At 70.1% G+C, this 24,635-nt stretch carries 26 protein-coding genes; 12 read left to right on the top strand and 14 right to left on the bottom strand.

Annotated features, from left to right (window positions below; all coding sequences use genetic code 11):
* Nucleotides 1–129: 129 nt before the first annotated feature.
* On the top strand, nt 130–591 hold the full coding sequence (locus tag ACIRF9_RS35530) for a YybH family protein (RefSeq protein ID WP_403830805.1): 462 nt from the start codon (nt 130–132) through the stop codon (nt 589–591).
* Between the two features lie 192 nt (nt 592–783).
* Here the strand turns inward: ACIRF9_RS35530 and ACIRF9_RS35535 are convergent, their stop codons facing one another.
* Nucleotides 784–1,734 carry an alpha/beta hydrolase family esterase gene (locus ACIRF9_RS35535; protein WP_403830807.1) on the bottom strand — a complete coding sequence of 317 codons (951 nt, stop codon included), beginning with the start codon at nt 1,732–1,734 and terminating at the stop codon, nt 784–786.
* A 287-nt stretch (nt 1,735–2,021) separates the two neighbouring features.
* The gene (locus tag ACIRF9_RS35540; RefSeq protein ID WP_403830809.1) at nt 2,022–2,942 is read right to left on the bottom strand and encodes a nuclear transport factor 2 family protein; all 921 of its coding nucleotides are present in this window, start codon (nt 2,940–2,942) and stop codon (nt 2,022–2,024) included.
* Between the two features lie 731 nt (nt 2,943–3,673).
* On the opposite strand from ACIRF9_RS35540, the gene ACIRF9_RS35545 reads away from it, so the two are divergent.
* From ACIRF9_RS35545 to ACIRF9_RS35570, 6 genes are all read left to right on the top strand, one after another.
* Nucleotides 3,674–4,603 carry a thioredoxin family protein gene (locus ACIRF9_RS35545; RefSeq protein ID WP_403830811.1) on the top strand — a complete coding sequence of 310 codons (930 nt, stop codon included), beginning with the start codon at nt 3,674–3,676 and terminating at the stop codon, nt 4,601–4,603.
* 82 nt (nt 4,604–4,685) lie between these two features.
* The gene (locus ACIRF9_RS35550; protein ID WP_403830814.1) at nt 4,686–5,600 is read left to right on the top strand and encodes a thioredoxin family protein; all 915 of its coding nucleotides are present in this window, start codon (nt 4,686–4,688) and stop codon (nt 5,598–5,600) included.
* Nucleotides 5,597–5,932, top strand: a complete 336-nt coding sequence (locus ACIRF9_RS35555) for a hypothetical protein (RefSeq protein WP_403830817.1) — start codon at nt 5,597–5,599, stop codon at nt 5,930–5,932. The genes ACIRF9_RS35550 and ACIRF9_RS35555 overlap by 4 nt, the downstream gene beginning before the upstream one ends.
* Nucleotides 5,933–6,487: 555 nt before the next feature.
* Entirely contained in the window at nt 6,488–7,633 is a 1,146-nt protein-coding gene (locus tag ACIRF9_RS35560; protein ID WP_403830819.1) for a sugar ABC transporter substrate-binding protein, read from the top strand.
* Nucleotides 7,630–9,189: a sugar ABC transporter ATP-binding protein gene (locus tag ACIRF9_RS35565; RefSeq protein WP_403830822.1), complete on the top strand. Its 1,560-nt coding sequence runs from the start codon at nt 7,630–7,632 to the stop codon at nt 9,187–9,189. The genes ACIRF9_RS35560 and ACIRF9_RS35565 overlap by 4 nt, the downstream gene beginning before the upstream one ends.
* Nucleotides 9,186–10,220, top strand: a complete 1,035-nt coding sequence (locus tag ACIRF9_RS35570) for an ABC transporter permease (RefSeq protein WP_403830824.1) — start codon at nt 9,186–9,188, stop codon at nt 10,218–10,220. The genes ACIRF9_RS35565 and ACIRF9_RS35570 overlap by 4 nt, the downstream gene beginning before the upstream one ends.
* A gap of 330 nt (nt 10,221–10,550) precedes the next feature.
* Here the strand turns inward: ACIRF9_RS35570 and ACIRF9_RS35575 are convergent, their stop codons facing one another.
* Nucleotides 10,551–11,285, bottom strand: coding sequence for an SDR family oxidoreductase (locus ACIRF9_RS35575; protein WP_403830827.1), 735 nt, complete (start codon nt 11,283–11,285; stop codon nt 10,551–10,553).
* A 446-nt stretch (nt 11,286–11,731) separates the two neighbouring features.
* On the opposite strand from ACIRF9_RS35575, the gene ACIRF9_RS35580 reads away from it, so the two are divergent.
* Together ACIRF9_RS35580 and ACIRF9_RS35585 are read left to right on the top strand one after the other, a co-directional pair.
* The gene (locus tag ACIRF9_RS35580; RefSeq protein ID WP_403830830.1) at nt 11,732–11,926 is read left to right on the top strand and encodes a ferredoxin; all 195 of its coding nucleotides are present in this window, start codon (nt 11,732–11,734) and stop codon (nt 11,924–11,926) included.
* A gap of 109 nt (nt 11,927–12,035) precedes the next feature.
* Entirely contained in the window at nt 12,036–13,235 is a 1,200-nt protein-coding gene (locus tag ACIRF9_RS35585; protein ID WP_403830833.1) for a cytochrome P450, read from the top strand.
* 462 nt (nt 13,236–13,697) lie between these two features.
* Here the strand turns inward: ACIRF9_RS35585 and ACIRF9_RS35590 are convergent, their stop codons facing one another.
* Complete coding sequence (locus tag ACIRF9_RS35590; protein WP_403830834.1) at nt 13,698–14,681, bottom strand: nuclear transport factor 2 family protein; 984 nt, start codon at nt 14,679–14,681, stop codon at nt 13,698–13,700.
* 57 nt (nt 14,682–14,738) lie between these two features.
* On the opposite strand from ACIRF9_RS35590, the gene ACIRF9_RS35595 reads away from it, so the two are divergent.
* Complete coding sequence (locus tag ACIRF9_RS35595; RefSeq protein ID WP_403830837.1) at nt 14,739–14,993, top strand: hypothetical protein; 255 nt, start codon at nt 14,739–14,741, stop codon at nt 14,991–14,993.
* Here ACIRF9_RS35595 and ACIRF9_RS35600 read toward each other — a convergent pair.
* A complete protein-coding gene (locus ACIRF9_RS35600) occupies nt 14,990–15,211 on the bottom strand; it encodes a hypothetical protein (RefSeq protein WP_403830839.1) in 222 nt (73 codons plus the stop codon). The genes ACIRF9_RS35595 and ACIRF9_RS35600 overlap by 4 nt on opposite strands.
* A 134-nt stretch (nt 15,212–15,345) precedes the next feature.
* Here ACIRF9_RS35600 and ACIRF9_RS35605 point away from each other — a divergent pair, with 134 nt between their 5' ends.
* Nucleotides 15,346–15,834: a hypothetical protein gene (locus ACIRF9_RS35605; RefSeq protein WP_403830842.1), complete on the top strand. Its 489-nt coding sequence runs from the start codon at nt 15,346–15,348 to the stop codon at nt 15,832–15,834.
* Between the two features lie 56 nt (nt 15,835–15,890).
* Here ACIRF9_RS35605 and ACIRF9_RS35610 read toward each other — a convergent pair whose 3' ends face one another.
* The 7 genes from ACIRF9_RS35610 to ACIRF9_RS35640 all read right to left on the bottom strand — a co-directional run bounded on the left by ACIRF9_RS35610 (nt 15,891) and on the right by ACIRF9_RS35640 (nt 21,266).
* On the bottom strand, nt 15,891–16,313 hold the full coding sequence (locus ACIRF9_RS35610) for a nuclear transport factor 2 family protein (protein WP_403830845.1): 423 nt from the start codon (nt 16,311–16,313) through the stop codon (nt 15,891–15,893).
* A gap of 38 nt (nt 16,314–16,351) precedes the next feature.
* Nucleotides 16,352–16,483, bottom strand: a complete 132-nt coding sequence (locus ACIRF9_RS35615) for a hypothetical protein (RefSeq protein ID WP_403830848.1) — start codon at nt 16,481–16,483, stop codon at nt 16,352–16,354.
* 315 nt (nt 16,484–16,798) lie between these two features.
* On the bottom strand, nt 16,799–17,404 hold the full coding sequence (locus ACIRF9_RS35620) for a TetR/AcrR family transcriptional regulator (RefSeq protein WP_403830851.1): 606 nt from the start codon (nt 17,402–17,404) through the stop codon (nt 16,799–16,801).
* A gap of 8 nt (nt 17,405–17,412) precedes the next feature.
* On the bottom strand, nt 17,413–18,213 hold the full coding sequence (locus ACIRF9_RS35625) for an IclR family transcriptional regulator (protein WP_403830853.1): 801 nt from the start codon (nt 18,211–18,213) through the stop codon (nt 17,413–17,415).
* A gap of 306 nt (nt 18,214–18,519) precedes the next feature.
* Nucleotides 18,520–19,311 carry a maleylpyruvate isomerase family mycothiol-dependent enzyme gene (locus ACIRF9_RS35630; RefSeq protein WP_403830855.1) on the bottom strand — a complete coding sequence of 264 codons (792 nt, stop codon included), beginning with the start codon at nt 19,309–19,311 and terminating at the stop codon, nt 18,520–18,522.
* A gap of 85 nt (nt 19,312–19,396) precedes the next feature.
* The gene (locus tag ACIRF9_RS35635; protein WP_403830858.1) at nt 19,397–20,326 is read right to left on the bottom strand and encodes a nuclear transport factor 2 family protein; all 930 of its coding nucleotides are present in this window, start codon (nt 20,324–20,326) and stop codon (nt 19,397–19,399) included.
* 46 nt (nt 20,327–20,372) lie between these two features.
* Nucleotides 20,373–21,266, bottom strand: coding sequence for an MBL fold metallo-hydrolase (locus ACIRF9_RS35640; protein WP_403830860.1), 894 nt, complete (start codon nt 21,264–21,266; stop codon nt 20,373–20,375).
* A gap of 152 nt (nt 21,267–21,418) precedes the next feature.
* Between ACIRF9_RS35640 and ACIRF9_RS35645 the strand changes: the two genes are divergently transcribed.
* Nucleotides 21,419–22,291 carry a LysR family transcriptional regulator gene (locus tag ACIRF9_RS35645; protein WP_403830863.1) on the top strand — a complete coding sequence of 291 codons (873 nt, stop codon included), beginning with the start codon at nt 21,419–21,421 and terminating at the stop codon, nt 22,289–22,291.
* A gap of 78 nt (nt 22,292–22,369) precedes the next feature.
* On the opposite strand, the gene ACIRF9_RS35650 is transcribed toward ACIRF9_RS35645, so the two are convergent.
* Both ACIRF9_RS35650 and ACIRF9_RS35655 read right to left on the bottom strand, forming a co-directional pair.
* The gene (locus ACIRF9_RS35650; RefSeq protein WP_403830866.1) at nt 22,370–23,944 is read right to left on the bottom strand and encodes an MDR family MFS transporter; all 1,575 of its coding nucleotides are present in this window, start codon (nt 23,942–23,944) and stop codon (nt 22,370–22,372) included.
* A 75-nt stretch (nt 23,945–24,019) separates the two neighbouring features.
* Complete coding sequence (locus ACIRF9_RS35655) at nt 24,020–24,631, bottom strand: TetR/AcrR family transcriptional regulator (protein WP_403830868.1); 612 nt, start codon at nt 24,629–24,631, stop codon at nt 24,020–24,022.
* Nucleotides 24,632–24,635 lie beyond the last annotated feature (4 nt).

Genomic DNA, 24,635 nt, shown 5'->3' on the forward strand with positions numbered 1-24,635 from the left:
TCCCATGGTCACACGGATGCGACCTGATCTCTGCAAAGTGCCTTCTTGTGGGCTCGTTTCAGCAGGTCGTAGCGTCGGTTTCCCCGGGGACTCCCGGATTCCGTCAGGCTTGACCACAGGGAAGTACTCATGAGCGAGGCCACAGGTTCCGCGGCGACGGCGGCACCGTCCCAGGACGAGGAGAACGCGGCAGTGGAGGCCGTGATCCGGCATCACGTGTTCGCCTTGAACAGCGCCGACGAGGACGCCATCGCAGCCGACTGGGCGCCGTCCGGGATGCTGGTGGACGCGTTTCCGCCGTTCGTCTGGGAAGGCGACTCGCCGACCCGGGCGTGGTGGAAGGACCTTCAGGCCGCCATCGGGTCGGTGGGGCTGACCACGGTCGAGTTCGAGCTCGGTGAGTGGCAGCGGATCTACGTCGCCGGTGACCATGCGTACGCCGCGGTGTACGCGAGGGCGCTCGTCTCCGGCCCGGAACTCGCCGTCGAGGCACGGGGGACCTGGACGTTCGCCTTGGCCAGGTCGGGCGAGCAGTGGAGGATCGTGTCGTGGAACTGGGGCGGACCGCCGAACACGCCCGTTCAGCGCTGAGTGGCGGTGGCCGTGGGTGGTGCCGGCGTCTCCGGCACCACCCACGAGCGGTTCGGGCGGCTTCCCCGCGGTCGGCACAGGCAATCGGGCTGCTGTCGTCCTTGCAGGCCTCCTGGGTGACGAGCCGGCCGTGTCCCGTGAGACCCCTGACGGGGTTTCACGAAGGAACCGCCCTGCGGTGTCGGGTCCGCTTCAGGAACGTTCGTGGTCCTGGAAGAAGCGCCACATGAGCTGGTTGGCGCTGATCTCCTGGGTGACCGTCCCCAGAACCGGCGGCCACGGCACTGTCGCCCCGGGCCAGGTGTGGCCGCCGCCTTCGACGACGTACATGGTGACCTCCGCGCCGTGGCGGCAAGCGGCGTAGCGGGTGCGGGTCACGTGTTCGGAGACGCGGGTGTTCTGGGGACCCCGGCGGCAGTTGTCGAGGGCGGCCCAACGCCTCTGGGCGGCTACGGCACCGTAACCCCAGTACGCGGCGCCGCCGCCGGCGAACGGGTTGATCTGGTCGCCGGTGCCGGCGAACGCCAGTACCGGGACGGGGCGTTCGGGTGCGCACGTCTCGGGGTCGGGTACGAGGGCCCCGTCGGCTCCCGCCACGGGGGCACCCGCCCGCAGGCCCGAGACCGCTGCGATCGCCGCGACCCGGCCGGGGTTGTCGCAGGCGTACTGGGACACCATGCGGGCGCCGCCGGAGTACCCGGTCGCGTAGACCCGGTCCTGGTCGGCACATCCGGTGCGGACGAGCTGCGTGATCGTGTCGGTCAGGAACCGCTCGTCGTCCGGTCCGTCGCCGTCGGTGACATGCGGAACGTTCCACTGGTATCCGGCGCCCAGGACCATGGCGCCCTGCGGTGCGGCCACCAGAAAGCCCTCGCTCTGGGCGGTCTCCTCCAGCTGACTGCCGTCCAGTTGCCAGGTGGCGGCGCCCTGGCTGCCGTGCAGGTTCAGCACCAGCGGCAGTCGGCCCTGCCCCGCCGTGCCGTGGGGGACGTACACCACCACGACCCGGTCAAGCCCGCCGGAGCGGACGGTGAGGGTCGTGCGTCCCGGCTCCAGCCGGCATCCGCGGTACGAGGCGGAGCCGTCGCCGGTGGCCGCCGTGGACGGCGCCATGGCCGCGGCGGTGAGGAGCGTGGCTGTCAAACATGCGAACAGGGTGCGGAGCGGGGTTCTCGGTCTGCGCACGTGAGATCTCCCTTGAGTGCGGCTCGGAGGCCCGCGGTCGTGCGCGGCGCCGGACATCCGGACAGCCGGGCGTACGCGGGCGGTGCCGTCTTGCGGACGACGACGCCGGCCCGCGGGAGGTATGGCCGGAACCCTAGCGGCTAATATCGAACGAAGCTAGGTTTTAGCCTCCATGGCTGCGCCGGTCTTGAAGCCGCGGGGTGCTCGCCACCCCGCGGTCGGACCTGTCGCCTATTGCTGCGTCGTCAGAACATGGTGTTGTCGTTCGCGGAGCTGGCCGGCACGTTCTGGATCACGTCCCAGTGCTCCACGACCTTCCCGTCGCGGATCCGGAAGATGTCCACGATGGCCAGGCCGGGATCGCCGGGCGCGGGGATGAAGTGGCTGTGGAACGCCACCAGGTTTCCCTCGGCGATGATCCTCTTGGGCCGGACCTCGAGCTGCGGGGACTGCTCGAACAGCGCGGCAAGACCGGCCCGTGCTCCTTCGGGGCCGTCCGGGATGGCGGGATTGTGCTGGTGGTACTCCGGTGCCACGTACGTGTCGATGGTGGAAAGGTCCTGGTGGACGAGGAGCCGGTCGTAGTACTCGGTGGTCAGTGCCTTGTTGCGCGCGGTGAGCCGGTCCGGGCCGGGGTCGGACGTCTGAGGCCGGCTGAGCGTGGAGAACATGTCGTTGCCGCTGACGGAAGTGGCCGGCACCTCCTGGATCACGTCCCAGTGTTCGGCGATCTTCCCGCCCTGGAAGCGGAAGATGTCGACGACGGCACTCCCGCGGGTCCCCGGCGTCGTGACCAGGTTGGAGTGCACGAGAACCATGTCACCCTCGGCGATGACGCGCTTCACCGCGTACGAGGCGTGGGGGAACTGCTGGTGGAATGAGCGGCCGATCGCCTTGAGGGCGGCCGCTCCGTCGCCGACCTGCGGATTGTGCTGGATGTAGTCGGTCCGCACGAACCGGTCGACGACGCTGGTGTCTCCGCGTTCGAACACACCCTTGAGGGCGCGGACGGCGACCGACTCCTGCAGTTCGAGCCGGGCCTCGTCACCCTGGCAGTGCCGCTGGGAGGCGGATGTGGGGGTGGCCGCCGCGGCGGGTACGACGGCGACCGCGGTGGTGAGGGCGACCGCCATGAGTGCGGCGGTGGTGGCCTTGCGGGCTTGCATGGATTCTCCTGTACGGCGTCATGGGCAAAGGATGCTTACCAGGGGTCAGCGCTAACTCCTGGTAAGTGGAAGTGTGGCAGGAGGGCGCGCCAAGCGGCAAGCGGAGATCGCTGATTCTTCAGATAATCGAGCCGCTGCTTCTGCTGCTTAAATGGGAATTTATAGCTGTTTGTCCGTGTTTGTCTCGCCCATCGATCAATGCCAAGTCAGCTTTATCCGGCTCTGCTGCCACCTGTGGGAGCCGCCGTATCCACGGAGTTGCCGTTGATGTCGACGTGGACCGGCGGGTCGCCGTGAAGGGAGGACGCGGTGCCGTTGTCCGCGGCCGTACCGGAGACCGGAACGCGATCGTGTGCCGGGCGGTCGGACGTTCTAGCCTCCCGGCAAGTGGCCCGCGTGACGGCGAGCCACCTCACCTGGCTGCGCCGCACCGGGAAACCGGTGCGTGCTCGTCCAGGTGTCCAGCACCAGGAACGAACCTGACCGGAAGCGGGCGCCGCGCCGGCGCGTGACGTGAATCTCGTCGCGGCCGTACCGAGTGGCGCCGGTTCGGACAACCGACATTGCGACGCCTCGGCGTCTCGGGGTTCAGGAGGACGTCCAGTGGTATGGAGCAGCGTACGAGCCGGCGCGCCCGCCGGAATCGGGGATTCCCGCGAGTACCGGAACGGAGCGGCTCGCGGACCGGACCGCCCCCCGTGCCCCCGGGACGACTCGGGGAAGGCCCGCGCATGACCTCCCTCGACGGTGCGCCCGTCGCCGTTCAGGGCTGGTTCGCCGCGGAGAAGTCCGCCGACCAGGCGGCCGGACTGCGGACCGTGCTCGGGCGCGATGTCGTGATGGACTTCGGCGGGCAGAAGATACGAGGCGTCGATGCCGTCGTCGCCATGGTCACCTTCGCGATGCCGGCCGGCTGGCTCGGCGACGCCGAGTGGAGCCTGCTTCCCGTGGGCGCGGCGGGGCAGGTGACGGTCCGGGCGACCGGCGCCGGCGGAACCCAGTTGCACGTGTTTGTGCCGGGGGCGCCGGCGCAGCGGATGGACGCCATGGACCTCATGTTCACCCTGGACGAGGACGGTCTGATCGTCGGCCTGGCCGGACAGGCGCACCAGCCCGAACCACCCGACCTGCCGCGTCCGTTGCGGGCGGGGGACACCGCTCCCGACTTCGTGCTGCCGGACGTCGAGGGCGGTGAGGTCCCCTCGCGCCGGGAGGGGGCGGCCACGATCGTCGTCTTCGTGAGCAACCACTGCCCGTTCTCCCTGGCCTGGCACGACAGGCTGGAGCAGGTCGGGCGGGACTACTCGGCCCGCGGCGTGCGCCTCCTGCACGTCAACTCCAACGACCCCGGGCAGGGCGCCAAGGACGGCGTGGACCACTGCCGCGAGCGGGTTGCCCAGGGGCACTTCTCCGGTCCGTACCTGGTTGACGAGGGCCAGGCGGTGGCGCGCAGTTGGGGCGCCCGGCGCACCCCGGAGGTCTTCGTCGTCGACGAGCACGGCACGGTCGCCTACCACGGCGCCCCCGACTCGGATGCGACCGATGCCGCCCAGAACGCGGGCTGGCTGCGTGCCGCGCTGGAGCAGATGCTGGCCGGTACGGCCCCGGACCCCGCCGACACCGAGCCCGTCGGCTGCTCGATCAAGTGGACACAGCGATGAGGACCCCGCACGCACACCATGGCCCAGAGCGCCGGTCCGGCGCGCCGTCCAGGCCACGCGACGACTTCTGGGAGGTATGCGCATGACGTATCCGGACAAGGCGCCCGCCAGCGTTCGGGGCTGGTTCGCGGCCGAGAAGTCCGCCGACCCGGCAGCGGGAATGCGGGCCGTGCTCGCGCCCGATGTGGTGTTCGACTTCGGCGGACGCAGGACCCAGGGCGTCGACAACGTCGTCATGATCGTCGGTCTCATGATGCCCGCGGGGTGGCTCGGAGAGGTCGAGTGGAGGGTGCTGCCGGTCGCGACGGACGGGAAGGTGACGGTGCGGGGGGTCGGCCCCGGCGGCGCCCCGCTGCCCAGTCCCGGAGGACCCATGGGCGCCATCGACTTCACGTTCACGCTGGACGCCGTCGGCCTGATCAGCGAGATTGCCCCGCAGCCGCATCACCCCGAACCCGAAGACATGATCCAGCCGTTGCGACCGGGGGACACCGCACCCGCCTTCGAGCTGCCTGACGTGGACGGCGCCGAGGTCGCCCTGCGCCCGGAGGAGTCGAGGGCCACGGTCGTGGTCTTTACGTGCAACCACTGCCCGTTCTCCCTCGGCTGGCACGACAGGGTGCAACAGGCCGCGCGGGACTACGCGGCCCGCGGTGTGCGCTTCCTGCACATCAACCCCAACGACCCCGCCGTCAACCCCAAGGACGGTGTCGAGCACTCCCGGAAGCGGGTCGTCGAGGGGGAGTTCGCCGGTCCGTACCTCGTCGACGAGGGCCAGGCCGTGGCGCGCCGTTGGGGAGCCCGGCACACCCCGGAGGTGTTCGTCGTCGACGAGCGCGGCACGGTCGCCTACCACGGCGCCCCCGACGCCGACGTGGCAGACGACTCGCTGAACGCGGGCTGGCTGCGTGGCGCGCTGGAGCACGTGCTCGCTGGTACGGCCCCGGACCCCGCCGACACCCAGCCTGTGGGCTGCTCGATCAAGTGGAACCGATGAAAGCCGCCCCGCGGGTGGAACTGCTGTGGTGGTCCGGCTGCCCTTCCCACAAGACGGCCCGGGCCATGCTCGAGGAGGCGATGACGGGACTCGGGCTGGATCCGGCCGGCATCGAGACCGTGCAGGTCGTCACCGACGCGGACGCGGCCCGGGAACGCTTCACGGGCTCGCCCACCATTCGCGTCGACGGCAGGGACATCGAGCCGCCGGAGGAGGACGCGTCCCCCGCACTCGCGTGCCGCGTCTACTTCCGCCAGGACGGTCGGCCGAGCCCTCTGCCCGATCCCGCCCAGGTCCGTCACGCCCTGGAGCAGGCACTCGACCACGCCTGACGCGCCTGGGCCCGCCGGGCCTGAAGACTGTCCCACCGCGGTGAGGAGATGTGCGGGCGCGACGGCCGGCGGTAGTGGCGACCTCCCCTATGCCGCCACCGCCGGTCATCGTGCCCGCACATCTCTCAAGGAGGAATGCGATACCACGGGTCCACACGGCATTCGGCCTCCCTGCCCGACCACCATGCGGCTCTCGCACATCAGTTGGTCGACTACTGCGTACGCTGGAGGCGTTGGATCGGCCGGCCCGGAGTTCGCAAAGGGCGATTCCGTTGTCAGCGCGCCAGTTGTCGGCGGTGGTCCGTACGGGGTCAGGGGGCCGACGTGGTTCTTGTGCGTTTACTTTTGCGTAATCCGGATGCTCCGACGAATCTTTGCACTTCGCGCGCGTGATCCGTCTTTCCCGGTGCTGCCGCTCTGAAAACCGGCGAAGAATTATGTGTACAACGCACGTGACCTGGGGCGTTCCGCTCCCCGGGACGGATTTCGGCCACAGGCTGAATCGGGGGCAATACTCCAGCCGAGCCGCAGCGTTCGATCCCTGAGGAGGCCCCCGTGGGCAGTCGTATCACCAAGTCCATCGTGACCGTCCTGGCCGCCGGCCTGGCGGCCACTGCCCTCACCGCTTGCTCGTCCGATTCGAGTTCCACCACCGCCTCCACGAAAACACGCGGACCTGCCACGGCCGGTCAGAAGGAGGCGGCCGCATTTCTCGCGAAGTACATCGCCAATCCGACGTCCATCGGTGATCTGAAAACACTTCCCGAGAGACCCCCGACGGGGAAGTCCGTCATCAATCTGCAGGCGTCGACGGCCATCGCGCAAAGGGCCGCCGCCTCGCAGAAGGTGGCGGCGCAACTGCTCGGCTGGTCCTATGACTCGATCGCCACGGGACCGACACCGGCCTCGGCGGCGGCGGCGTTCGACGCGGCGATAGCGCGGCATCCCGACGCCATCCTCTTCGCCGGGTTTCCGGCCGCCGTGTTCGCGAAGCAGATCGCCGAGGCGAAGGCCGCAGGCATCAAGGTCGTCAGCACCGCCACCGGCGACGGCAAGACCGACGGTGTCCTGGGCGACGTCCTGGGCGCCCCGCAGATGCAGTGGTACGGCAAGCTGCTCGCCGCGTACTTCGTGACCGAGTCCGACGGGAAGGGCAAGGTCGGCGTCTTCAGCATCCAGGCCTTCCCGATCCTGGCGCCCTGGGTCTCCGCGTTCCAGTCCTGGGTGAAACAGTGGTGCCCGGGGTGTACGACATCCGTCGTCAACCAGCAGGTCACCGACCAGGGAACGAAGACGCCGTCCAACGTCGTCGGGCTCCTTCAGCGCAACCCGGGCGTCAAGTGGCTCATGTTCGCCACGGGTGACCTCGCCCAGGGTGTGCCGGCCGCGCTGGCCACAGCGGGCCTGAAGGGCGTCCACATCGGGGGCGGATCGCCCGACCCGGCCGACCTCGCGAACATCAAGGCGGGCACCGAGTCGGCCTGGGTTGGCAACACGGTCGACATCGCCAACTGGCGGCTGTTCGACGTGCTCGCGAGGGACTACGTCAAGGCCGACACGCAGGCCGCGGCGGCCGCCCTGCTGCCCCTGCAGCTGGTCACCCAGGACAACGCCGGTAAGGTCGCCGCCGACAAGACCGGCTACTACATCGGCGTGGCCGACTACCAGGACCAGTTCAAGAAGCTGTGGCGGGTCAGTTGACCACCGGGAAGGGGTCGGCCGCGGCCACCGACACGCCAGGGGGGCGCGGCGCGCCCGCCCTGGTCGTGCGGGAGACGAGCAAGACCTTCGGCGGGAACACCGTCCTGGACCGGGTGGGCCTGTCCGTCGCCCGTTCGGAGGTGCACGCCCTGGTGGGGGAGAACGGATCGGGCAAGTCCACGCTGGTCAAGATCCTCGCCGGATATCACGAACCCGATCCGGGATCGATCATCCTGGTGGACGGCGAGCCCCTGACACAGCATCACCCCGACGCCAGCGACCGGGCCGGTCTGCGCTTCGTCCACCAGGACCTCGGCCTGGTCGGCGGTCTGACCACGGTCGAGAACCTCGGACTCGGGCGGGGCTACGGCGCCGGCCGAGGCATGCCGGTGCGCTGGAGCATCCGCCGGCGTGAGGCCGAGGAACTGCTGGCCTCGCTGAGCCGGTACTTCGACGTGAACCTGCCGGTCCAGCAGCTGGCCGCCAGCGAGCGTTCCGCGGTGGCGGTCGCACGGGCGGTCGCGCCGCACCGGACTCCGGCCCGGGTGCTCGTCCTGGACGAGCCGACCGCGAACCTGCCCGGCCCCGAGGTCGCCCAGCTGTTCGACCTGGTCCGCCGGGTCCGTGAGCGCGGGATCGGCGTCGTGCTCATCTCGCACCATCTCTCCGAGGTCTTCGAACTGGCCGACACGGTCAGCGTGCTGAGGGGCGGGCGCGTCGTCGCGACCATGCCCGTCGCTGCCACCGACGAGAGCGAACTGATCGAACTGATGGTCGGGCGGAAGGTCGACCGGCTGGCCGGGAGGCCCCCGGCCGGCACCGCACCCGTCAAGCTCGCCGCCCGGGCGGTCTGCGGCCGGTCCGTGCACGGCGTCGATCTCGACGTACGGGCCGGCGAGGTGCTCGGCGTCGCGGGGATCACCGGCTCGGGCCGAGAGGAACTGGCCCCGCTGCTGTTCGGGGCCCTCCAGCGCCAGGGCACGGTGACCCTCGAGGGCACCCCTGTCCCGCCCGGGCGCCCCGACAGCTCGATCACCGCCGGAATGGTCCTGGTGCCCGCCGACCGCGACGCCAACGCGGTGCTGCACGGGCACGACGTCGCCGAGAACATCGCCATCTCCCGACCCCGCGACTTCGTGCGGCGCCTGGTGTACCGGCGTCGGCTGGAGGTCGAGGAGACGGCCGCCTGGGTCGGGCGGCTCGACATCCGGACCCCGCGCCCGCGCAGCCCGCTCACCCAGCTGTCCGGCGGCAACAGCCAGAAGGTCGTGCTCGCCCGGCTGCTGCGGCTGCGGCCGTCCGTCCTGCTGCTCGACGAGCCGACACAGGGCGTCGACATCGGAGCCCGGGAGGAGATCCACCGGCGCGTCGAGGAGGCGGCGGCCGAAGGGGCCGCCGTGCTGGTCTGCTCGACCGACAACGAAGAACTGGCACGGCTGTGCACACGGGTGGTCGTCCTCTCCCGCGGCCGGGTGAGCGCGGAGTTCGCCGCACCGGTCGACCCGGACGTACTCGCCGCCGCATGCCTCACCGAGAACGAAGGAGACCGGGGATGAGCTCTGCCGAAGACCTGCGCCCGGCGGACACCCAGCCGGGCCCCGGCGACGCGTCGGCCGAACGGCCCACGGTCCGCACCGCGTTCGTGCACCGCGCCGGGCTCGACCGGCTCAGCGGGGTGTACGCCCTGGCCGCACTCGTCGTCCTCTACGCACTATGGGTGCCGGACACCTTCCTGACCGCCACCACGCTGCGCACTGTCAGCGCGAACCAGTCCGTCACCGCGATCGCGGCGATGGCCCTGATCCTTCCGGTCGCAGCCGGGCTGTTCGACCTGTCCGTCGCGGCCACCCTCGGCGTAGGCGCCGTACTGACCGTTCAGCTCCAGGCCGACGGCAGGAGCCTGGCGGTCACACTCCTTGTCGTGGTGCTGACCGGCCTGGGCGTCGGCCTGCTGAACAGCCTGCTCGTGGTCGGGGTCGGCATCGACTCGTTCATCGCCACGCTCGGCACCAGCAGTCTGCTGTCGGCGTTCGCCTACTGGATCACGGGGGGCAACCAGGTGATCCTGCCTCCGGGCAGCGACCTCACCAGCTTCGGGCAGGGATCCCTGCTGGAGGTACCCACACCGGTCTGGTACGTCGCAGCGGTCGGCCTCATCCTGTTCTACGTCACCGAACTCACCACGGCCGGGCGTTACGCGTACGCGGTCGGCGGCAACAAGGAGGCCGCACGGCTCATCGGAGTCCGGGTCGGCCGGGTGTCGGTGTGCGCACTCCTCGCCTCCAGCCTCATGGCGACGGTGGCCGGAGTCGTCCTGGCCGCCGAGCTCGGCGCGACCGACCCCAACGTAGGGCCTCCGTACCTGCTGCCGGCGTTCTCCGCGGTGCTGCTCGGTGCCACCCAGGTGAAGACCAACGGCCGGGTGAACGTCCTGGGCACCCTTCTCGCCGTCGCACTGCTGGGCACCGGGATCTACGGACTCCAACTGGCCGGTGCCCCGACCTACGTGTCCGACCTCTTCAACGGAGCCGCCCTCATCCTCGCCGTGTCCCTCGCGCTGCTCGCCCATCGCCGCACCAGGCGGTAGGAGGCCGCCCGGCGACCGGCACTACCTGAGACGACGGAAGCCGTACGTCCCGGGCGGCGCCGGTCCTACGACGATCGCCGCGAGCGTGGACCGTCCGGCCTCCGTGCCCGGTGCCGCACGGCGCGCACCGGGCATGGCCGCTCCACGGTCCCCGAGACCCACCGCGATTACCGCACGAAGGGAAACACCGAGCGGGACCGCCGTTCTCCGGAGCGTGCGGCCAGGCCCGCGCCATGCGTTCAGCACGAGAACTCCCCGCGCGAGAGCCGAGGACGGGGCGCGCTCGTGCCGCGCGCACGGAGGGGGAGGCGGGCAGCTGGTGCCGTCGCCTCAGGACGCGCCCCCATGGGCGCGGACGGCCTGCCCGGTGACCCATCTGCCCGCCTCGGAGGCGAGGAAGGCGACGACGTCGGCGATGTCCTCGGGCTCGGCGATCCGGCCCAGCGGGCTCAGCGCGGCCAGCCGGTCGACCGCTGCGGCGGGCAGGTGCTCGAGCAGCCCGTCGGTACGGGTGGCGCCAGGAAGGACGCTGTTGGCCGTGATCCGGCGGGGCCCGAGTTCCTGGGCGAGGGTGCGGACCATTCGGTCGGTGGCCGCCTTGGCGGCGCCGTAGATTCCGCCGTTCGGTATGTGGTCGACGGAACTGCCGCTGGAGATGACGACGATCCTGCCGCCGTCGCGCAGCCGGTTCGCCGCCTCGCGGAACGCGACGAAGGCGGCTCGCGTGCTCCGGGCGATGGCGATCTCGAAGTCCTCGTCCGTGGCGTCGGCGATCGTGGTGAAGCGCGGTGAGCTCACGTTGTGCACCAGGATGTCCACGCCGCCGAAGTGCTGGTCCGCCGCGTCGAACAGGCCGCGCAGCTGGTCGGGAACGGCGACGTCGGCCTGGACTGCCACGGCCCGTCCGCCGTCGGCCTCGATCTCGGCGACGACCTTGTCCGCGGCCTCGCGTCGGCTCAGGCAGTTGACGATCACGGCGACCCCGTCGGCCGCCAGCCGCACGGCGACGGCTCTGCCGATGCCCCGGGAGCTTCCGGTCACGATCGCGGCCTTCCGTTCGGTCATGCGTGGCTCCTCGGACGATGTGGTGTGCTGCTGCGACTGGGCGTGTGGTCGATCACGGTGACTGGCTGCCCGCCCGCCGGGTCCTGCTGATCACCTCGTCGAAGTCTCACACCCCGTACGCACGCCTGCGCACGAGCGTCCCGGCGAACGGAACGACCCGTTGTGTCAAGGGCGTTGAGGCGCATCGGCGGACCGGCACCGGCTCCGGCCCCCCGAGTCGGGCCCGGTGTTCCGGCGGCCGGAACAAGAACCTCGGGGGATTCGCAGTTTGCCGGAACATGTACGGGTGCCATCACACCAGTGGGCCCGGTCCCGGAGGGCGGGGTCGCTGCATGCACGCGGCCGCTGCCATGCGTGCGGCCATCACGGAACCGACGACGGCGACAAGGGCCACCGCCGCCGCGCTCGCGCCTTTCCGTCCGCCGTCCCGACCGAGGAGATCGAACATGACGTACGTCGACCTCGACCATGACCGTTGTGAAGGCCACGGGCTGTGCGAGCAGGTGGCTCCCGAGATCTACCGGCTCGATGACGAGGGCGAGTTGGAACTGCTGGTCACCGAGGTGCCGCCCGAACTGCGCGCCAAGGCCGAGGCGGGCGCGCGCACCTGTCCGGTCGCCGCCCCGCGCCTGCACGGCTGACGACCGCGGACACGGCGGCCGAGCCGCGCCTTCGCGCCTTCCCTTCCGCCCCCCTTTCCGCAGTTCGCGAGCCTGCCCCGCGAACCGCGACATCTCCTGGAGAGCCGCCATGACGACTTCGGCGCCCACCGAATCCACCACCCCCTCCGCCCCCTTCGACCCGCTGAACCCCCAGCATCAGCAGGAGGCGGCCGAACGTCTCGCCGAGGCACGCCGCAGATGCCCGGTGTCGCATCCCCGAGCCGGAATCAGCGTCGTCGCGGCGGAGAAGGACGTACGCGAAGCACTCAACTGCCCGGCGTACTTCTCCAACCACGGCAATTTCACCCTGGACGACTCGGTGGCCCCGCCCTCTGCGGCGATCACCCGCATGGACCCCCCGGACCACACCGCGCTACGGGCCCGGCTGCGCAAGTGGTTCGCCCCCGCCAAGCTGCGCAAGCAGGCGCCGCGGATCCAGGAGATCACGGAGAGGGTCGCCGACGGCCTGCCCGAGAACGGAACCGTGGATCTGTACGCCCTGTTCTTCAACCGCATCCCGGCGCAGGTCGTCTTCGCGCTGCTGGGCCTTCCCGAGGAGTCTTGGTACGAGGTCCAGGGCTGGACGGACCGGGTCTCCGCGGAACTGGTGCCGAACGGCTTCCGGGGCCCCGACTTCGAGGCCCTCTTCCGGTTCCTGACCGGTGAGGTGGAACGCCGTCGGGAGGGCGGCCCCACCGGGGCCGACGTCATCGACGGACTCGTCCACGCCGAACCGGGCGAGCAGGAGTTCACCACGCGCGAGGCCGCCGGCCACATGCTGCAACTCGTCTTCGCGGGCACCGACACCACCCGCAGCCTTGCGACCAACCTCACCTACGAACTGCTGCGGGACCCCGGACTCTGGGAGCGCGTGCGCGAGGACCGGACGCTGCTGCCCATGGCGATGGAGGAGTCGCTCCGGCACGATCCCCCGCTTCGGTTCGTCATCCGTACCGCGAAGGACGGTGCGGAGCTCTCCGGAAACCCCGTTCCCACCGGCGACAAGGTCCTGCTCAGCCTCCAGTCCGCGGGAGCCGACGAGCAGGTGTGGGGGCCGGAGGCGCAGGAGTTCAGCCTCGACCGGGAGGCCCTCCCCGCGCACCTGTCCCTCGGCTACGGCATCCACACCTGCCTGGGCGCTCCGCTGGCCCGGCTGGAGGTGCGCATCCTGCTGCAGACGCTGCTCGACCGCTACCCCGGCATGCGGCTGGCCGAGGACTACGTCTGGGAGAAGACCCCGGGCGACATCCTGCACCGGCCCCATCGGCTGGACGTGGTCTTGGGCTGACCGGCACCGGCCTCGTGACCGCCGTCGGCCGACCGGGGCGGACGGCAGCCGGTCCCGGGGCCGGAACACGGCACGCCACATCCGTGGGCGCCGCGGCCTGCGCATCGTCGAGGTTGCCCGCACCCTTCGCCGGAGGCTTGGTGACCGCGCGGCGAAAGCACCCACGCGCGAGCCGCCCTTGGCCCTCGCTCGCATCCTCAGCCGGTTCAACCCACAGCCAGGCTCGCTGCGCCCCCGACTCGGCCAGGACTCCGACGCGACCGGCGCGAACGCGGAGCGCCTCCTCGGATGGGTGCCCCGTCCTGTCGAGGACCCCATCGCCGACACTGCCGAGAGGCTCGTCGCTCACGGCATGACCGCAGGAAAGGGGGGACCACCCATGACCATCCCCCCGCCGCCTCGCGGCCCCGACGCGCCGGATGTCGGCGCCCTCGACTACGGCGCCATGAGCGTCGGCAGCCTCTACGGACAGGGCGACTTCGACAAGGACACGGCGGCAGACGGCGCAGGTCGGCCGTGCGGCATGACCGACGGGTCGGCCCGGCCGCGTCGGCGACATGCTCGCCGTGAGGCGAGTCCTTTCCGCGCGGCCTCCCGCACGTGGCAGGGACAGCCGGAACTCCGCGAGTCCTCCGGGGCGGTAACTACTCCGGCCGCGGGATGAAGGAGACCGTCTCGGAGAACGTCGGGATACCGCCGTGGCGGATCGGGCAGCAGCCGTGGGGCACGGGACGGGTGGTAGGGCGCGTTGTCCGTGACACCGAGTGTCGGCGGTGTCATCCCGGGAGGCGTCTCGCCCTCGGCGAGGTCGAACATGCGGGGGCCGAGGGCGCTGTCGACCCAGCTGGTGCCGAAGGGGGTGCGGAACGTCGTGTAGATGTAGAAGTGCCAGAACTTCCAGCGGCCGTTCTCCTTCACGAAGTCGACGCCGTAACGTCCCCAGGACCAGAAGACGTGCGAGTCGCCGTCGGGTGAGGCGAACGTCTCGTGGCCGGGCCACATCCACACGCCCTTGGCGGTCCTGCCGGCGTCCGCGACGACGACGAGGGCCGTAGACGTGTCGTGTTCGGTCATCATGCCCAGGCCCACCGGCGGCGCGCCGTCGACATAGCAGAGCCGGATCGCCTCCGCGCCTTCCCACACCCCCCAGTCCTCGGGTTCGAAGGACAGGTCCGCTTGCGACAGCGCGAAGCAGGTGTCCAGTTCCTCCTCGTTGAGACCGGCCGCGTGCAGGTACTCGTGCCGGCTCATGAGGTTCTCTATGGCCCAGACGTCCTCAAGAGCGGTGATCCGCCGCTGCAGCGCCGCCAGTTCAGGAGTCGGCTGCTCCTCGTCCGGCTCGAAGTCGACCGCGTCCTGTACGACGGGGGCGTACTCCGGCAACGCGTCGGGCGAGTAGCCGAGTGGCTTCCGACCCGCCCGCAGCGTCTGCCGTGCCGTCTCCACCCAGTCCTGGTCGAACGGCGCCGCCGGACACCGGAGGAGAAGGACCGGGCCAAGGCGGTGTCCACCTGGGCGCTGAGCATCTCCGTCGCCTCGGCCGTCGGCCCGTTGTCCTCGGGGGTGCTGGCAACCATTGCCGACTTCCGGTGGGCGTTCGTGCCTCCGATCGTCCTCGGTGTGGCCGTCGCCGTGTGCTCCTGGATCCTCGTCACCGACTCCCGGGCCCCGGAAGGCCGCGCGCTCGACTGGCCCGGGCAGATGACCGTCGCCGTGGGGCTGACCAGTCTGCTGTGGGGCGTCATCGAGGGCGGCTAACGTGGCTGGAGCAGCCCCGCGATCGTCGCTGCGCTCTCCCTGGCGGGGGTGTCTCTGGTCGCCTTCGCCATCGCCGAGAAGCGCGCCGGGTCGCCGATGTTCGATCTGGACCTGTTGAGGATCCCGTCGTTCGCCGCCTCCTCGCTCGTCGCCCTGGTCGGCATGTTCGGGTTCATCGGCACCGGGTACGTCGTCTCCATCCGCCTCGGGGCGGTCATGCACCTGAGCGCCCTGCGGGCCGCTCTGCCGTGCGTGATCCTGCAGTTGATCCCGCTGCTGCTCGCACTCGTGCTGAGCCGCATGCTCACCCCGGATCGACGCGCGCTGGCTGCTGACGGGCGGTCTGCTGCCGATGGCCGCAGGGCAGTTCTGGATCGCGGCCCTGCCCGTCACCACCACGCCCCTGGCGGCCTTCATCGGTCCGGTGCTGCTGCTGGGAGTCGGCTTGATCTGTGGCTTGATCTGTGTGGTGTCCTCGCTGACGTCGGCTGCCGTCAACGCCGTACCGATCGACCGGACCGGCATGGCCAGCGGCGCGACAAGCCTGGTGTGGGAGTTCGGCCAGGCCCTGGGCCCGGCGGTCATCAGCACCGCCGCGTTGAGCCTTGCCTCCTCCGCGCTGGCGGGGAAACTCAGCGGCGCCGACGCGGGCATGGAGGCGGTGGCCGGGCCGCTCGCCGTGGTGAGCGCGGGCGGAGAGAGTGCCCGGGCGGCCGCCACCTCGGCGCTGGGTCACGGCATGGCGGTGGGCGTGGTGGTCACACTGCTGCTGGTGCGGAGGAACCCCGTTCGTGAAGTCGCGGAGACCGGCGAGCCGACCGTGCAGGCGGCCTCCGCCTGACCCCCCGCATGTCGTGGATCGTGGCCGGGGCGGACGCGGTCCGCCCCGGCCACGACCTAATGGGGAACGCCCAGCTCCGTCGTCCTGCCGTCGAGGTCCGTCGCGGAGAAACTGTTGTACGAGACCTGGATGGTCGCGAACCGCCCGTCCCTGAGCTCGTACATGATGATCCCGCGGTAGTCGAGGGACTCGCCCTTGCGTACGGGGCCGAAGAGCGAGTCGGGATGGTCGGCGAGCGCTTCGAAGTGGGTGTGCATGCGTACGGCGACGGTCTCACCGTCGCTGACGAACCGCTCGACGTTCAGTGTTTCGCGGAACTTCCCCCAGATCTTGGCGTAATGGTCCTTCATGCACTGGACTCCCTGGAACTCCAGGGTTCCGTTCACCATTCTCATGTCGGGGTCCAGGTAGTCGTCGAAGGCGGTGTCGTCCTCCGCATTGAAGCGGCGGACGTATTCGTCGTACGTGGGCCTGTCCACGGTTCCTCCAGTCCGGTGCGGGTGGGTTGCGGGTGCCGCTACAGCGGATCCGTGTAGGAGGTGGTCTCCGACCAGTCGTGGTGGGGCCGCGGTGGGACGGGCTGGTAGGCCGGTGCCTTGTCCGGGTGGTACGGCTGGTTGAAGGTCACCGGACGTGTGGGCGGTGTCATTCCCTCCATCGTGGAACCCTCCTCGGGGAAGCACTCCGGACGGTTCAGCGCGGAGTCCACCAGCTGCGGCCGTAGGGGGCCCGGAACGTCGTCAGGACGTGCAGGTGCGTGCGTGACGTTCTTCTCTTCCAGGAGGGCTTCCAGAGCCACCAGCAGATCCGGCCCCGTCGTTGAAGCACGGTTGGATCCGGAGCGTAACGAGCGGGCTGCGCCCGGGGAAGAGAAGGGGAAGGTACCTGCAGGGATCCGATGGCAGCCATTGGACCCCTGGGTGGGTGCAGGTCGGCGGCCCGGCCGACCCGACCGCGCAACGGATCACCGGCCGGCCGGCGAACCCGCGGCCCGGTCCATGATCGACGCCAGGATGAGCCGGTGCAGGTGGCGGCTGACGCCGGTCATGACGTCCAGTCCCACGCCGTCGCCCGAGGCCACGAGACCGCTGGTGAACACGATGTTGAGCCTCGCGAGTTCTCTCGCGCACACGGCCGGGTCGCGGACGCCGTAGCTGTCGGCGACGGCCTCGATGAAGCCCAGGACTCGCGTGAAGCCACGTTGCACACTGGCGTCCACGATCGACTGCACCTCGTCGTTGTCCGCTTGGTGCAGCTGAAGCGCGGTGAACAGCCTGAACAACGGCAGCCGTTTGGCGATGAGGTCGCCCGCGATCGTGTAGAACGCGGCCAGGCGCTCACAAGGGGAGCCCTCCAGGTCGTCGAACGAGGGTAGCGCGTCGAAGAACGTTCCCATTCCGCGCAAGAGCACGGCCCTGAGGACGCCCGCCTTGCTGCCGAAGTGGTGGTAGACGGAGCCGACCGGCAGACCGGACTCCGCGCACACCTGATGGATACTCACATTCGTGTAGCCGTGAGTGCCGAACAGGTGCTCCGCGGCGTCCAGGATCTGCTTCTGTGAGCCGTCCATTCCCGCCGCTACTCGATGGATGCCAGCAGGTCGGTCGAGACCGTCGCCGTCGATCGTGAGATCGCGACGGCGGCCTGGCGCAGCGCGGAGACCAGCACCTGACCGCTGCCCGCGGACGCCGGGAAGGCCACCGACACGGCGGCGACGGCCCGATCCCCCCGCATCACGGGTACGGCCATGCAGGCCAGGCCGTCGGCGGCCTCCTCGCGGTCGTCCGCGTAACCGCGTGCTCGGATCGTCTCCAACTGGCTGCGGATCTGATCCGTGGTCGCCAGCGACTTGGCGGTCCTGCGCTGCAACGGGCCGGCGAGCGCGGTCGCCGCAATACTGTCGCCGGAGTAGGCCAGAAGCACCTTGCCCACCGCGGTGCAGTGTGCGGGAAGCCGGTCGCCGACGGTCGCCGGCGTGGGGAGGCTCTTGCGGCTGGGCAGTTTCTCCAGATACACGACATCGGCGCCGCGCAGCACCGCCAGGTGCAGGGTCTGGCCGGTATAGCGGTGGAGTTCCTCCATGTGCATCAGCGCCGTCTCGCGCAGTGCTGCCTCCGGTGGGAGGGCTCCCAGCGTGAACATGCGGAGCCCGATGCGGTATCCGCCCTCGTGCGGCTCGACGGCGCCGATGTCCGCGAGCATGGCGAGCACCCGGTGCACGGTCGACTTGGGCAGACCGCTCTGTCGTGCGATCTGGGCGAGGGTGAGAACGCGTTCCTTGTGGTTGAACGCGCTGAGAACGTCGAACGCTTTCCAGAGCACGGACGGCGCTATGGCTCCGGAAGTGACCCGGCTGCCCGCCGAGGGCTGGTCGATCATGGGGTCTGACCTCCGCGTTGAGGCTAGAACCATCATTCTAGAGGATGTTACGACCCTATTTCCGGCTTGCGCAATATGCGTGCTGCTCCGATGGCCGGGAGGTTGCGCAGACCCTGCGCGCCCGCCACAGCGGCCTCGCGCGCCCCATGTCCATGGGGTGCGCGACCGTTGCGGCGGGCCAGGCCGCGGACCTGGGGTGTCACCTGTCACCTGGTCGTCGGGGGAGCAGAACGGCCCTGTGAGCCCGGGACACGGCGGCGACCGTTGCGGTGTGGCCCTCGGGACGGTCGCCGCCCTCGCTCGGCTCTAGTAGCCGGCGAACACCCGGCGCAGCAGGCCGAGGTCGGCGGCCCCGGTCGCCGTCACGCTGTCCGGGGTGTGGCGCTCGGTGAGCCGTCCCGCGACCAGCCGCAGCCAGGCCTCGGCGGGGAGCCTGAGCGTGCCGTCGGACTTCTCGGACAGGTCGAACTCCACGCTGACCGGTGCCTGCAGCCGTAGTTCGAACACGGAGCCGGGCCCGGAGGTGGTGACGTGGATGACCGACGTGCGGCCCTCCAACGCGTCGGCCCTGCCCACCCAGGCGAGCATGTCCGGCTTGGCGTGCAGCAGGGCCGCGGCGGCGTCCGAGGAGATCGTGGCGTGTTCGTCGAAGGCGACCGCGACGTCCCAGGAGTGCAGGGCGAACTCGCTGAGCCGCAGCCGCGCAGAGGTGGCCACGTCGACCGGCTCGGGCAGGAAGCCCATGTCGATGCGGAGCTTGTCGCGCGTGGCGGCGTCCAGGGACTCGTACAGCGCCACCAGGGATTCGTCGGCCTTGATGAAGCCGTCGGCGCGTTCTCGCCGGCTCATGGCGTTCCACTTGTCCCAGATGTTCTGGTTGAGATCGGGCCCGGGGTACTCGGTGTCGTCGACGGCGGCACGCAGGCGGGCCGCGAAGATCTCCGCGCCACTGCCCAGATGACTGAGCACCTGGGAGACGTCCCACTCAGCCGCGCCCGAAGGGCGGGCCAGGTCGTCGTCGCCGAACCCCGACACCGACTCGGCCAGGGAGTCGTGTCCGGTGCGTAGTACGGCGATGACCGCGTCGGCGTTGCTCATGGTTGCTCCCGTGGATGCTCGGTTGGTCGGGGAAGACGGACGAGTGGGCGGGACCCGCACCGCCGCGGGTCCCGCGCCCACCGGATCAGAACATGGTGTTGTTGTTCTGAGAAGTGGCCGGCACGTCCTGGAAGTCGTCCCAGTGCTCGATGATCTTCCCGTCGCGTACCCGGAAGATCTCCGCGACGGCCTGGCCGAGCGCCCCGGGCGTGTCGATGAGGTGCGCGTGCACCGCCACCAGGTCTCCCTCCGCGACGACCCGCTTCAGGTCGAACGTCAGGTTCGGGAACTGCTTGAAGTGGTCGGCGTAGACGGCCTTGGTGGCCCGCGCGCCGTCGGGCAGGTTCGGGTTGTGCTGGATGACGTCGGGAGCCAGAAGGTCGTCCAGGACGGACAGGTCCTGGCGTGCCAGCCGGTTGACGTACTCCAGGACGACCCGCTTGCTGTGTGCGGTCAGCCGCTGCGGTCCCGGCTGGTCGGTGCGCGGGCTGCTGAGCGTGGCGAACATGTCGTGGCTGTTGACCGACGGGGTCGAGGGCACGTCCTGGATGACGTCCCAGTGTTCGGCGATCTTCCCGTGCTCGAAGCGCACGATGTCGATGACGTTGCGGCCGGGGGTGCCGGGCACGAAGACCTGGTGGGTGTGCATGACCACGAGACCGCCCTCGGCCAGCACCCGGACGATGTTGAACTTCTCGTCGGGGAACTGCTGGTGCACGGCGGTGGCGATGGCCTTGAGCGCCTCGGGGCCGTCCGCGGCCAGCGGGTTGTGCTGGATGTAGGTGGGGCTGACGAACTCGTCCACCAGTGAGGTGTCGCCGTCCTGCCACAGCGCTTTCTGCAGACGTACTGAGACGCGCTTCTGGTGCTCCAGGTCGGCGCAGTCCCGTCCGCCACGCTTGCGGGGGAATGCGCCGGGCCGCGCGGCGGCGGGCAGGGCGCCGACGCCCACGAAGGCGGCTGCCGCGAGTGCGGTGGTGACGGCTCTGCGGCGGGTGATGGGGGTTCTCGGCACGGGTGTGCTCTCCTGGGGTGTCATGGGTGGGAGGTGTGTGCTGGTGTCAGTGGGCGTGCTCCGCGCACAGGCAGCCGACGCCCTGCTCGATCCACTCCTGGCCGGTCCACTCCGGATGACGCTCGAGCATCAGTGCGGTGACCTCCTCGACGATGGTCTCCTCGCTCGCCGCTGAGTCCCGGCGCCGCCAGGTCTCGTCGCGCAGCAGCCGGAGGTAGTCCCTGACGTCGGCGAGCAACTGGGGACCGCCGACGTCGCCGTGTCCGGGTACGACCACCTCGGGCTGTTCGGTGAGGAGCTTCTCCATCACCGTGATCCAGCGGGTGCCGGACACATCGGTGTCGTACGGCGGGAACCAGGGGAAGATCGAGAACTGGCCGGCCTCGACTAGGTCGCCGGTGAACATCACTCCCGCGTCCGGGACGGTGATCACCTGGTCACCCAGGGTGTGGGCCCGGCCGGTGGCGCGCAGTTGGACCACGCGGCTGCCGAGGTCGAGGACATGGGTGTGGTCGTAGACCTGGTCCGGAGAGACCAGTTCTACGCCCTCCAGCTGCTCGGCGATGGGTCCGCCGAACCCCCGGAACATGTCCAGGTAGCCGGCCCCCTTCGTCTCCAGGTCCTTGGCCTGCGCCCGGTTCATCAGGTACTCCGCCTCCCCGGCGAAGGCCTGGGCGCCGAAGGCGTGTTCGGGATGGAAGTGGGTGGTCGTCAGGAAAATTCTGCGTCCGCGGGCGTACTCGCTGGCGAACCGGAGCAGTGCCTCGCCGTTGCGTGGGCCCATGCCGGTCTCGACGACGAGTACGGAGTGCGTGCCCCCGATGACGCCCATGTTCGCGGCCAACTGACCCGGCAGCTGAGGGATCACCAGCAGGTCGCGTGCGAGTTCCCGCGGCCGGATGGTGTGCACAGGGGGCTCGGGTGCCGGATGGTCGGCCATGAAACGGCTCCTTCGACGTCCTTGGCTGCTGGGAACGGATGCCGCCGTGCCCTGGGTCGGCGGATGGTCCGGAGTCCAGCTCAGCGCGCCGTGACCCGGGTGTCCAACACCCATTGCGCAATCCCCATGCCGTGCCGGTATCGTTGCTGGTGATGGACCTACGCTCCCTGCGCTACTTCGTCGCCGTCGCCGAGGAACGCCACTTCGGGCGCGCCGCGCTGCGTCTGCACATGACCCAGCCGCCGCTGAGCCGGGCGATCAAACAGCTGGAGTCCGACCTCGGTGCCGTCCTGCTGCACCGCTCGGCCACCGGGGTCTCCCTCACCGCCGCGGGCAGCACCCTCTACGACGAGGCGCGGACGCTGCTGGACCAGGCCGAGCACGTACGGGCCCGGGTCGCCGCGGCGTCCGGTGCCGCCACCCTGACCATCGGTACCCTCGCCGACAGCGCGGACGAGGCCGGGGCCGGTCTGGTCGAGGCGTTCAGGAAGCTGCACCCCGACGTCGACGTGCGGGTCCGTGAGGCGGACCTCACCGATCCCACCACAGGGCTGCACGGCGGACTGGTCGACGTGGCCCTCACCCGCTGGCCGTTCGACGACACGGGGATCAGCGTGCATGTGCTGCGCTCCGACGCCGTCGGCGCGGTCCTGCGCATCGACGACCCGCTGGCCGGGCGGGAGAGTCTGGCCGTCGCCGACCTCGCCGACCGCCGGTGGTTCCGGCTCCCCGACGACAGCGACCCCGTCTGGCGCGCCTACTGGAGCGCCGCCAGCGGAGAGTTGCGGGAGGGGCCCGTGGTACGCACGGTTCACGAGTGCGTCCAGGCTGTGCTGTGGAACCGCACGATCGGGCTGATGCCGATCGGGCACGCACTGCCGGCCGGGCTCGTCTGCGTTCCCGTGACCGACATGCCCCGCAGCAGTCTCGTCGTCGCGTGGAGCAGCGCGAACGGCGACCCGCTGATCCGTTCGTTCACCGATATCGCCGCCCGGTTCTACGGTTCGGCGTCCTCCGCGGGCTGAAACCGACACGGGGCCGCCCCCTCCGCCGCCGGGTGAACGACGGGGCGGGGGCGGACGGGGCACCGGGTGCGTGTCGGCCTAATGGGCGACGGACACCCCGACACCCGTCTCCGTCTCGGAGTTGGTGTTGGACAGAGGCTTCTCCGGCAGTAGGAAGGCGAGCACCACACCCACGGCGAACAGAGGCACCAAGTACCCGAAGACCGGGGTCAGCGCGTGTTGGTAGGAGCTGACCACGGCGTCCTGGATCCGGTCCGGCAGCGAGTGCACCACGGACGGGGTGAGGGAGTTGGTGTCCCCGGTGGCCTTGAGGGCACCGCCGGGCAGGCGTTGGGTCAGCTGGTCGGTGAGCCGGTGCGTGAAGACGGCGCCGACGGCCGCCGTGCCCAGGGTGGCTCCGATCTCACGGAAGAAGTTGTTCGCCGAGGTGGCGGTTCCGACCTCGCTGGCCGGGAAGGCGTTCTGCACGGCCAGGACGAGGTTCTGCATGAGCAGGCCACAGCCCGCCCCGAGCAGGAACACGTATCCGAGGATCAGGGAGATCGGCGTGTCGATGTCGAGGGTGAGGGACATCAGCAGGGCGGTGACGCCGATCAGGACGGCGCCGATGATCGGGTACACCTTGTAGCGCCCCGTCTTGCTGATCAGCTGGCCGGACGGGACGGCCGTCGCCATGATGCCCACGACCATGGGCAGCAGCAGCAGTCCGGACTCGGTCGCGCTCACCCCGTACACCATCTGCAGGTAGGTCGGCAGGTAGCCGATCACCGCGAACATGCCGATGCCCACCATGATCATGCTGATCAGCGTGGCGATGTTGAAGATCGGGCTGCGGAACAGCCGCAGCGGGATGATCGGCTCGGCCGAGCGGCGCTGAGAGAGGAAGAACAGCGTCCAGACGACGACGGCGCCCGCGCCCAGACCGAGGATCACCGGGTCCGTCCAGCCGTAGTCCGTGCCTCCCCAGTCCGCGACCAGCACGGTGCCGGTGACGGCGGCGGCCATCAGGGCGATGCCCACGTAGTCGATGGTGACCTTGCCGGAGCGGCGCGGCAGACGCAGCGCGTAGGCGCACACGCCGAGGGCGATGACGCCGATGGGGAGGTTGATCCAGAAGCACCAGCGCCAGTTGGCGTGGTCGGTGAAGAAGCCGCCGAGCAGCGGTCCGACCACCGCGGACAGACCGAACACAGCCCCGATGGGAGCCATGTACTTGGCGCGCTGCCGGGGCGGCACGAGGTCGGCGATGATCGCCTGCGAGGTGATCATCAGACCGCCTCCGCCGAGGCCCTGGACCGCGCGGCCGATGATCAGCGTGGTCATGTTGGGTGCTGCACCGGCGATTGCGGAGCCTGCGATGAAGATGCCGATGCCGCTGAGGAAGAGGGCCTTCCGGCCGATCAGGTCGCCGAAGCGGCCGTACACGGGCATGCCGATCGTGGCGGCGAGGATGTACGCGGTCGTCACCCATGCCATGTGGCTGACGCCGTGCAGCTCACCGACGATCGTGGGCAGCGCAGTGGCGACGATTGTCTGGTCGAGGGAGGACAGCAGCATCGCGGCCATCAGGCCGGCGAATATCAGGGCGAAGTGCGGAGGCAGGCCGGAGGATTCGCTCTCCTCCCCCTCCTCGGCCGGGATGGTGTCGGTCACAGGGAACTCCGAAGTCGTGGGGCGGGACACGGCTTGCCGGGTCCCGGGGGAGGCTCGGGGGATGGCGAGGTTCGATCAGGGGGAGAGGAGGCCGCCGAGTAGGGCGAGTACGCGCTCGATGTACGGGATCGGGCTGTCGTCCTCATCCATGGGGTCGGTCGATGCCCAGCTCTCCATGCCGATCTTGACGGCGGTCATGGCCAGGGCGGCCATCAGCCGGGGCAACTCGTCCTGCGGATCCTGCTGGGTGCGGACCGCCACCATCGCCGCCAGGGTCCGCTCGAACGCCTGGAAGCGGGCGAGCAGCGCCGCGAGGACGGGGGGATGCTCGGCGGCCGCCCCGAACGTGGCCTGGAACTCGTCGCGCCGCGGCGGGTGTTCGACCATGCCCTGCAGGAGGAACCGGGTCAGGTCCGCCAGTACCTCGCGAGGTTCCGCCGGACCGGCGCCCGTGAAGGCGTCGACGTACTCCTGCGACGGTTGCGGCGGCTCCTGGATGACCGCCGCTTCCTTGCTGGGGAAGTAGTTGAAGAAGGTACGGGGGGAGACGCCGGCCTCTGCGCTGATCATCTCGGTGGTGATCTTGTCGAAGCCGTGTTCCCTGGCCAGCCGCAGGGTGGCGGCGTGAATCTCCCGTCGCGTCTCACGGCGCCTGCGCTCACGCAGGCTTTCGGTAGGGCGAGGCATGAGA

It is taken from the genome of Streptomyces sp. NPDC096132, assembly GCF_044763345.1.
Taxonomy (GTDB): domain Bacteria; phylum Actinomycetota; class Actinomycetes; order Streptomycetales; family Streptomycetaceae; genus Streptomyces.

Excerpts from the sequence above, each read along its gene's own strand:
- ACIRF9_RS35530 (WP_403830805.1), top strand. The coding sequence starts at position 130 with ATGAGCGAGGCCACAGGTTCCGCGGCGACGGCGGCACCGTCCCAGGAC.
- ACIRF9_RS35540 (WP_403830809.1), bottom strand. The coding sequence starts at position 2,942 with ATGCAAGCCCGCAAGGCCACCACCGCCGCACTCATGGCGGTCGCCCTC.
- ACIRF9_RS35545 (WP_403830811.1), top strand. The coding sequence starts at position 3,674 with ATGACCTCCCTCGACGGTGCGCCCGTCGCCGTTCAGGGCTGGTTCGCC.
- ACIRF9_RS35550 (WP_403830814.1), top strand. The coding sequence starts at position 4,686 with ATGACGTATCCGGACAAGGCGCCCGCCAGCGTTCGGGGCTGGTTCGCG.
- ACIRF9_RS35555 (WP_403830817.1), top strand. The coding sequence starts at position 5,597 with ATGAAAGCCGCCCCGCGGGTGGAACTGCTGTGGTGGTCCGGCTGCCCT.
- ACIRF9_RS35570 (WP_403830824.1), top strand. The coding sequence starts at position 9,186 with ATGAGCTCTGCCGAAGACCTGCGCCCGGCGGACACCCAGCCGGGCCCC.
- ACIRF9_RS35575 (WP_403830827.1), bottom strand. The coding sequence starts at position 11,285 with ATGACCGAACGGAAGGCCGCGATCGTGACCGGAAGCTCCCGGGGCATC.
- ACIRF9_RS35580 (WP_403830830.1), top strand. The coding sequence starts at position 11,732 with ATGACGTACGTCGACCTCGACCATGACCGTTGTGAAGGCCACGGGCTG.
- ACIRF9_RS35585 (WP_403830833.1), top strand. The coding sequence starts at position 12,036 with ATGACGACTTCGGCGCCCACCGAATCCACCACCCCCTCCGCCCCCTTC.
- ACIRF9_RS35600 (WP_403830839.1), bottom strand. The coding sequence starts at position 15,211 with ATGACCGCCCCGAGGCGGATGGAGACGACGTACCCGGTGCCGATGAAC.
- ACIRF9_RS35605 (WP_403830842.1), top strand. The coding sequence starts at position 15,346 with ATGGCCGCAGGGCAGTTCTGGATCGCGGCCCTGCCCGTCACCACCACG.
- ACIRF9_RS35615 (WP_403830848.1), bottom strand. The coding sequence starts at position 16,483 with ATGACACCGCCCACACGTCCGGTGACCTTCAACCAGCCGTACCACCCG.
- ACIRF9_RS35620 (WP_403830851.1), bottom strand. The coding sequence starts at position 17,404 with ATGGACGGCTCACAGAAGCAGATCCTGGACGCCGCGGAGCACCTGTTC.
- ACIRF9_RS35625 (WP_403830853.1), bottom strand. The coding sequence starts at position 18,213 with ATGATCGACCAGCCCTCGGCGGGCAGCCGGGTCACTTCCGGAGCCATA.
- ACIRF9_RS35630 (WP_403830855.1), bottom strand. The coding sequence starts at position 19,311 with ATGAGCAACGCCGACGCGGTCATCGCCGTACTACGCACCGGACACGAC.
- ACIRF9_RS35640 (WP_403830860.1), bottom strand. The coding sequence starts at position 21,266 with ATGGCCGACCATCCGGCACCCGAGCCCCCTGTGCACACCATCCGGCCG.
- ACIRF9_RS35645 (WP_403830863.1), top strand. The coding sequence starts at position 21,419 with ATGGACCTACGCTCCCTGCGCTACTTCGTCGCCGTCGCCGAGGAACGC.
- ACIRF9_RS35655 (WP_403830868.1), bottom strand. The coding sequence starts at position 24,631 with ATGCCTCGCCCTACCGAAAGCCTGCGTGAGCGCAGGCGCCGTGAGACG.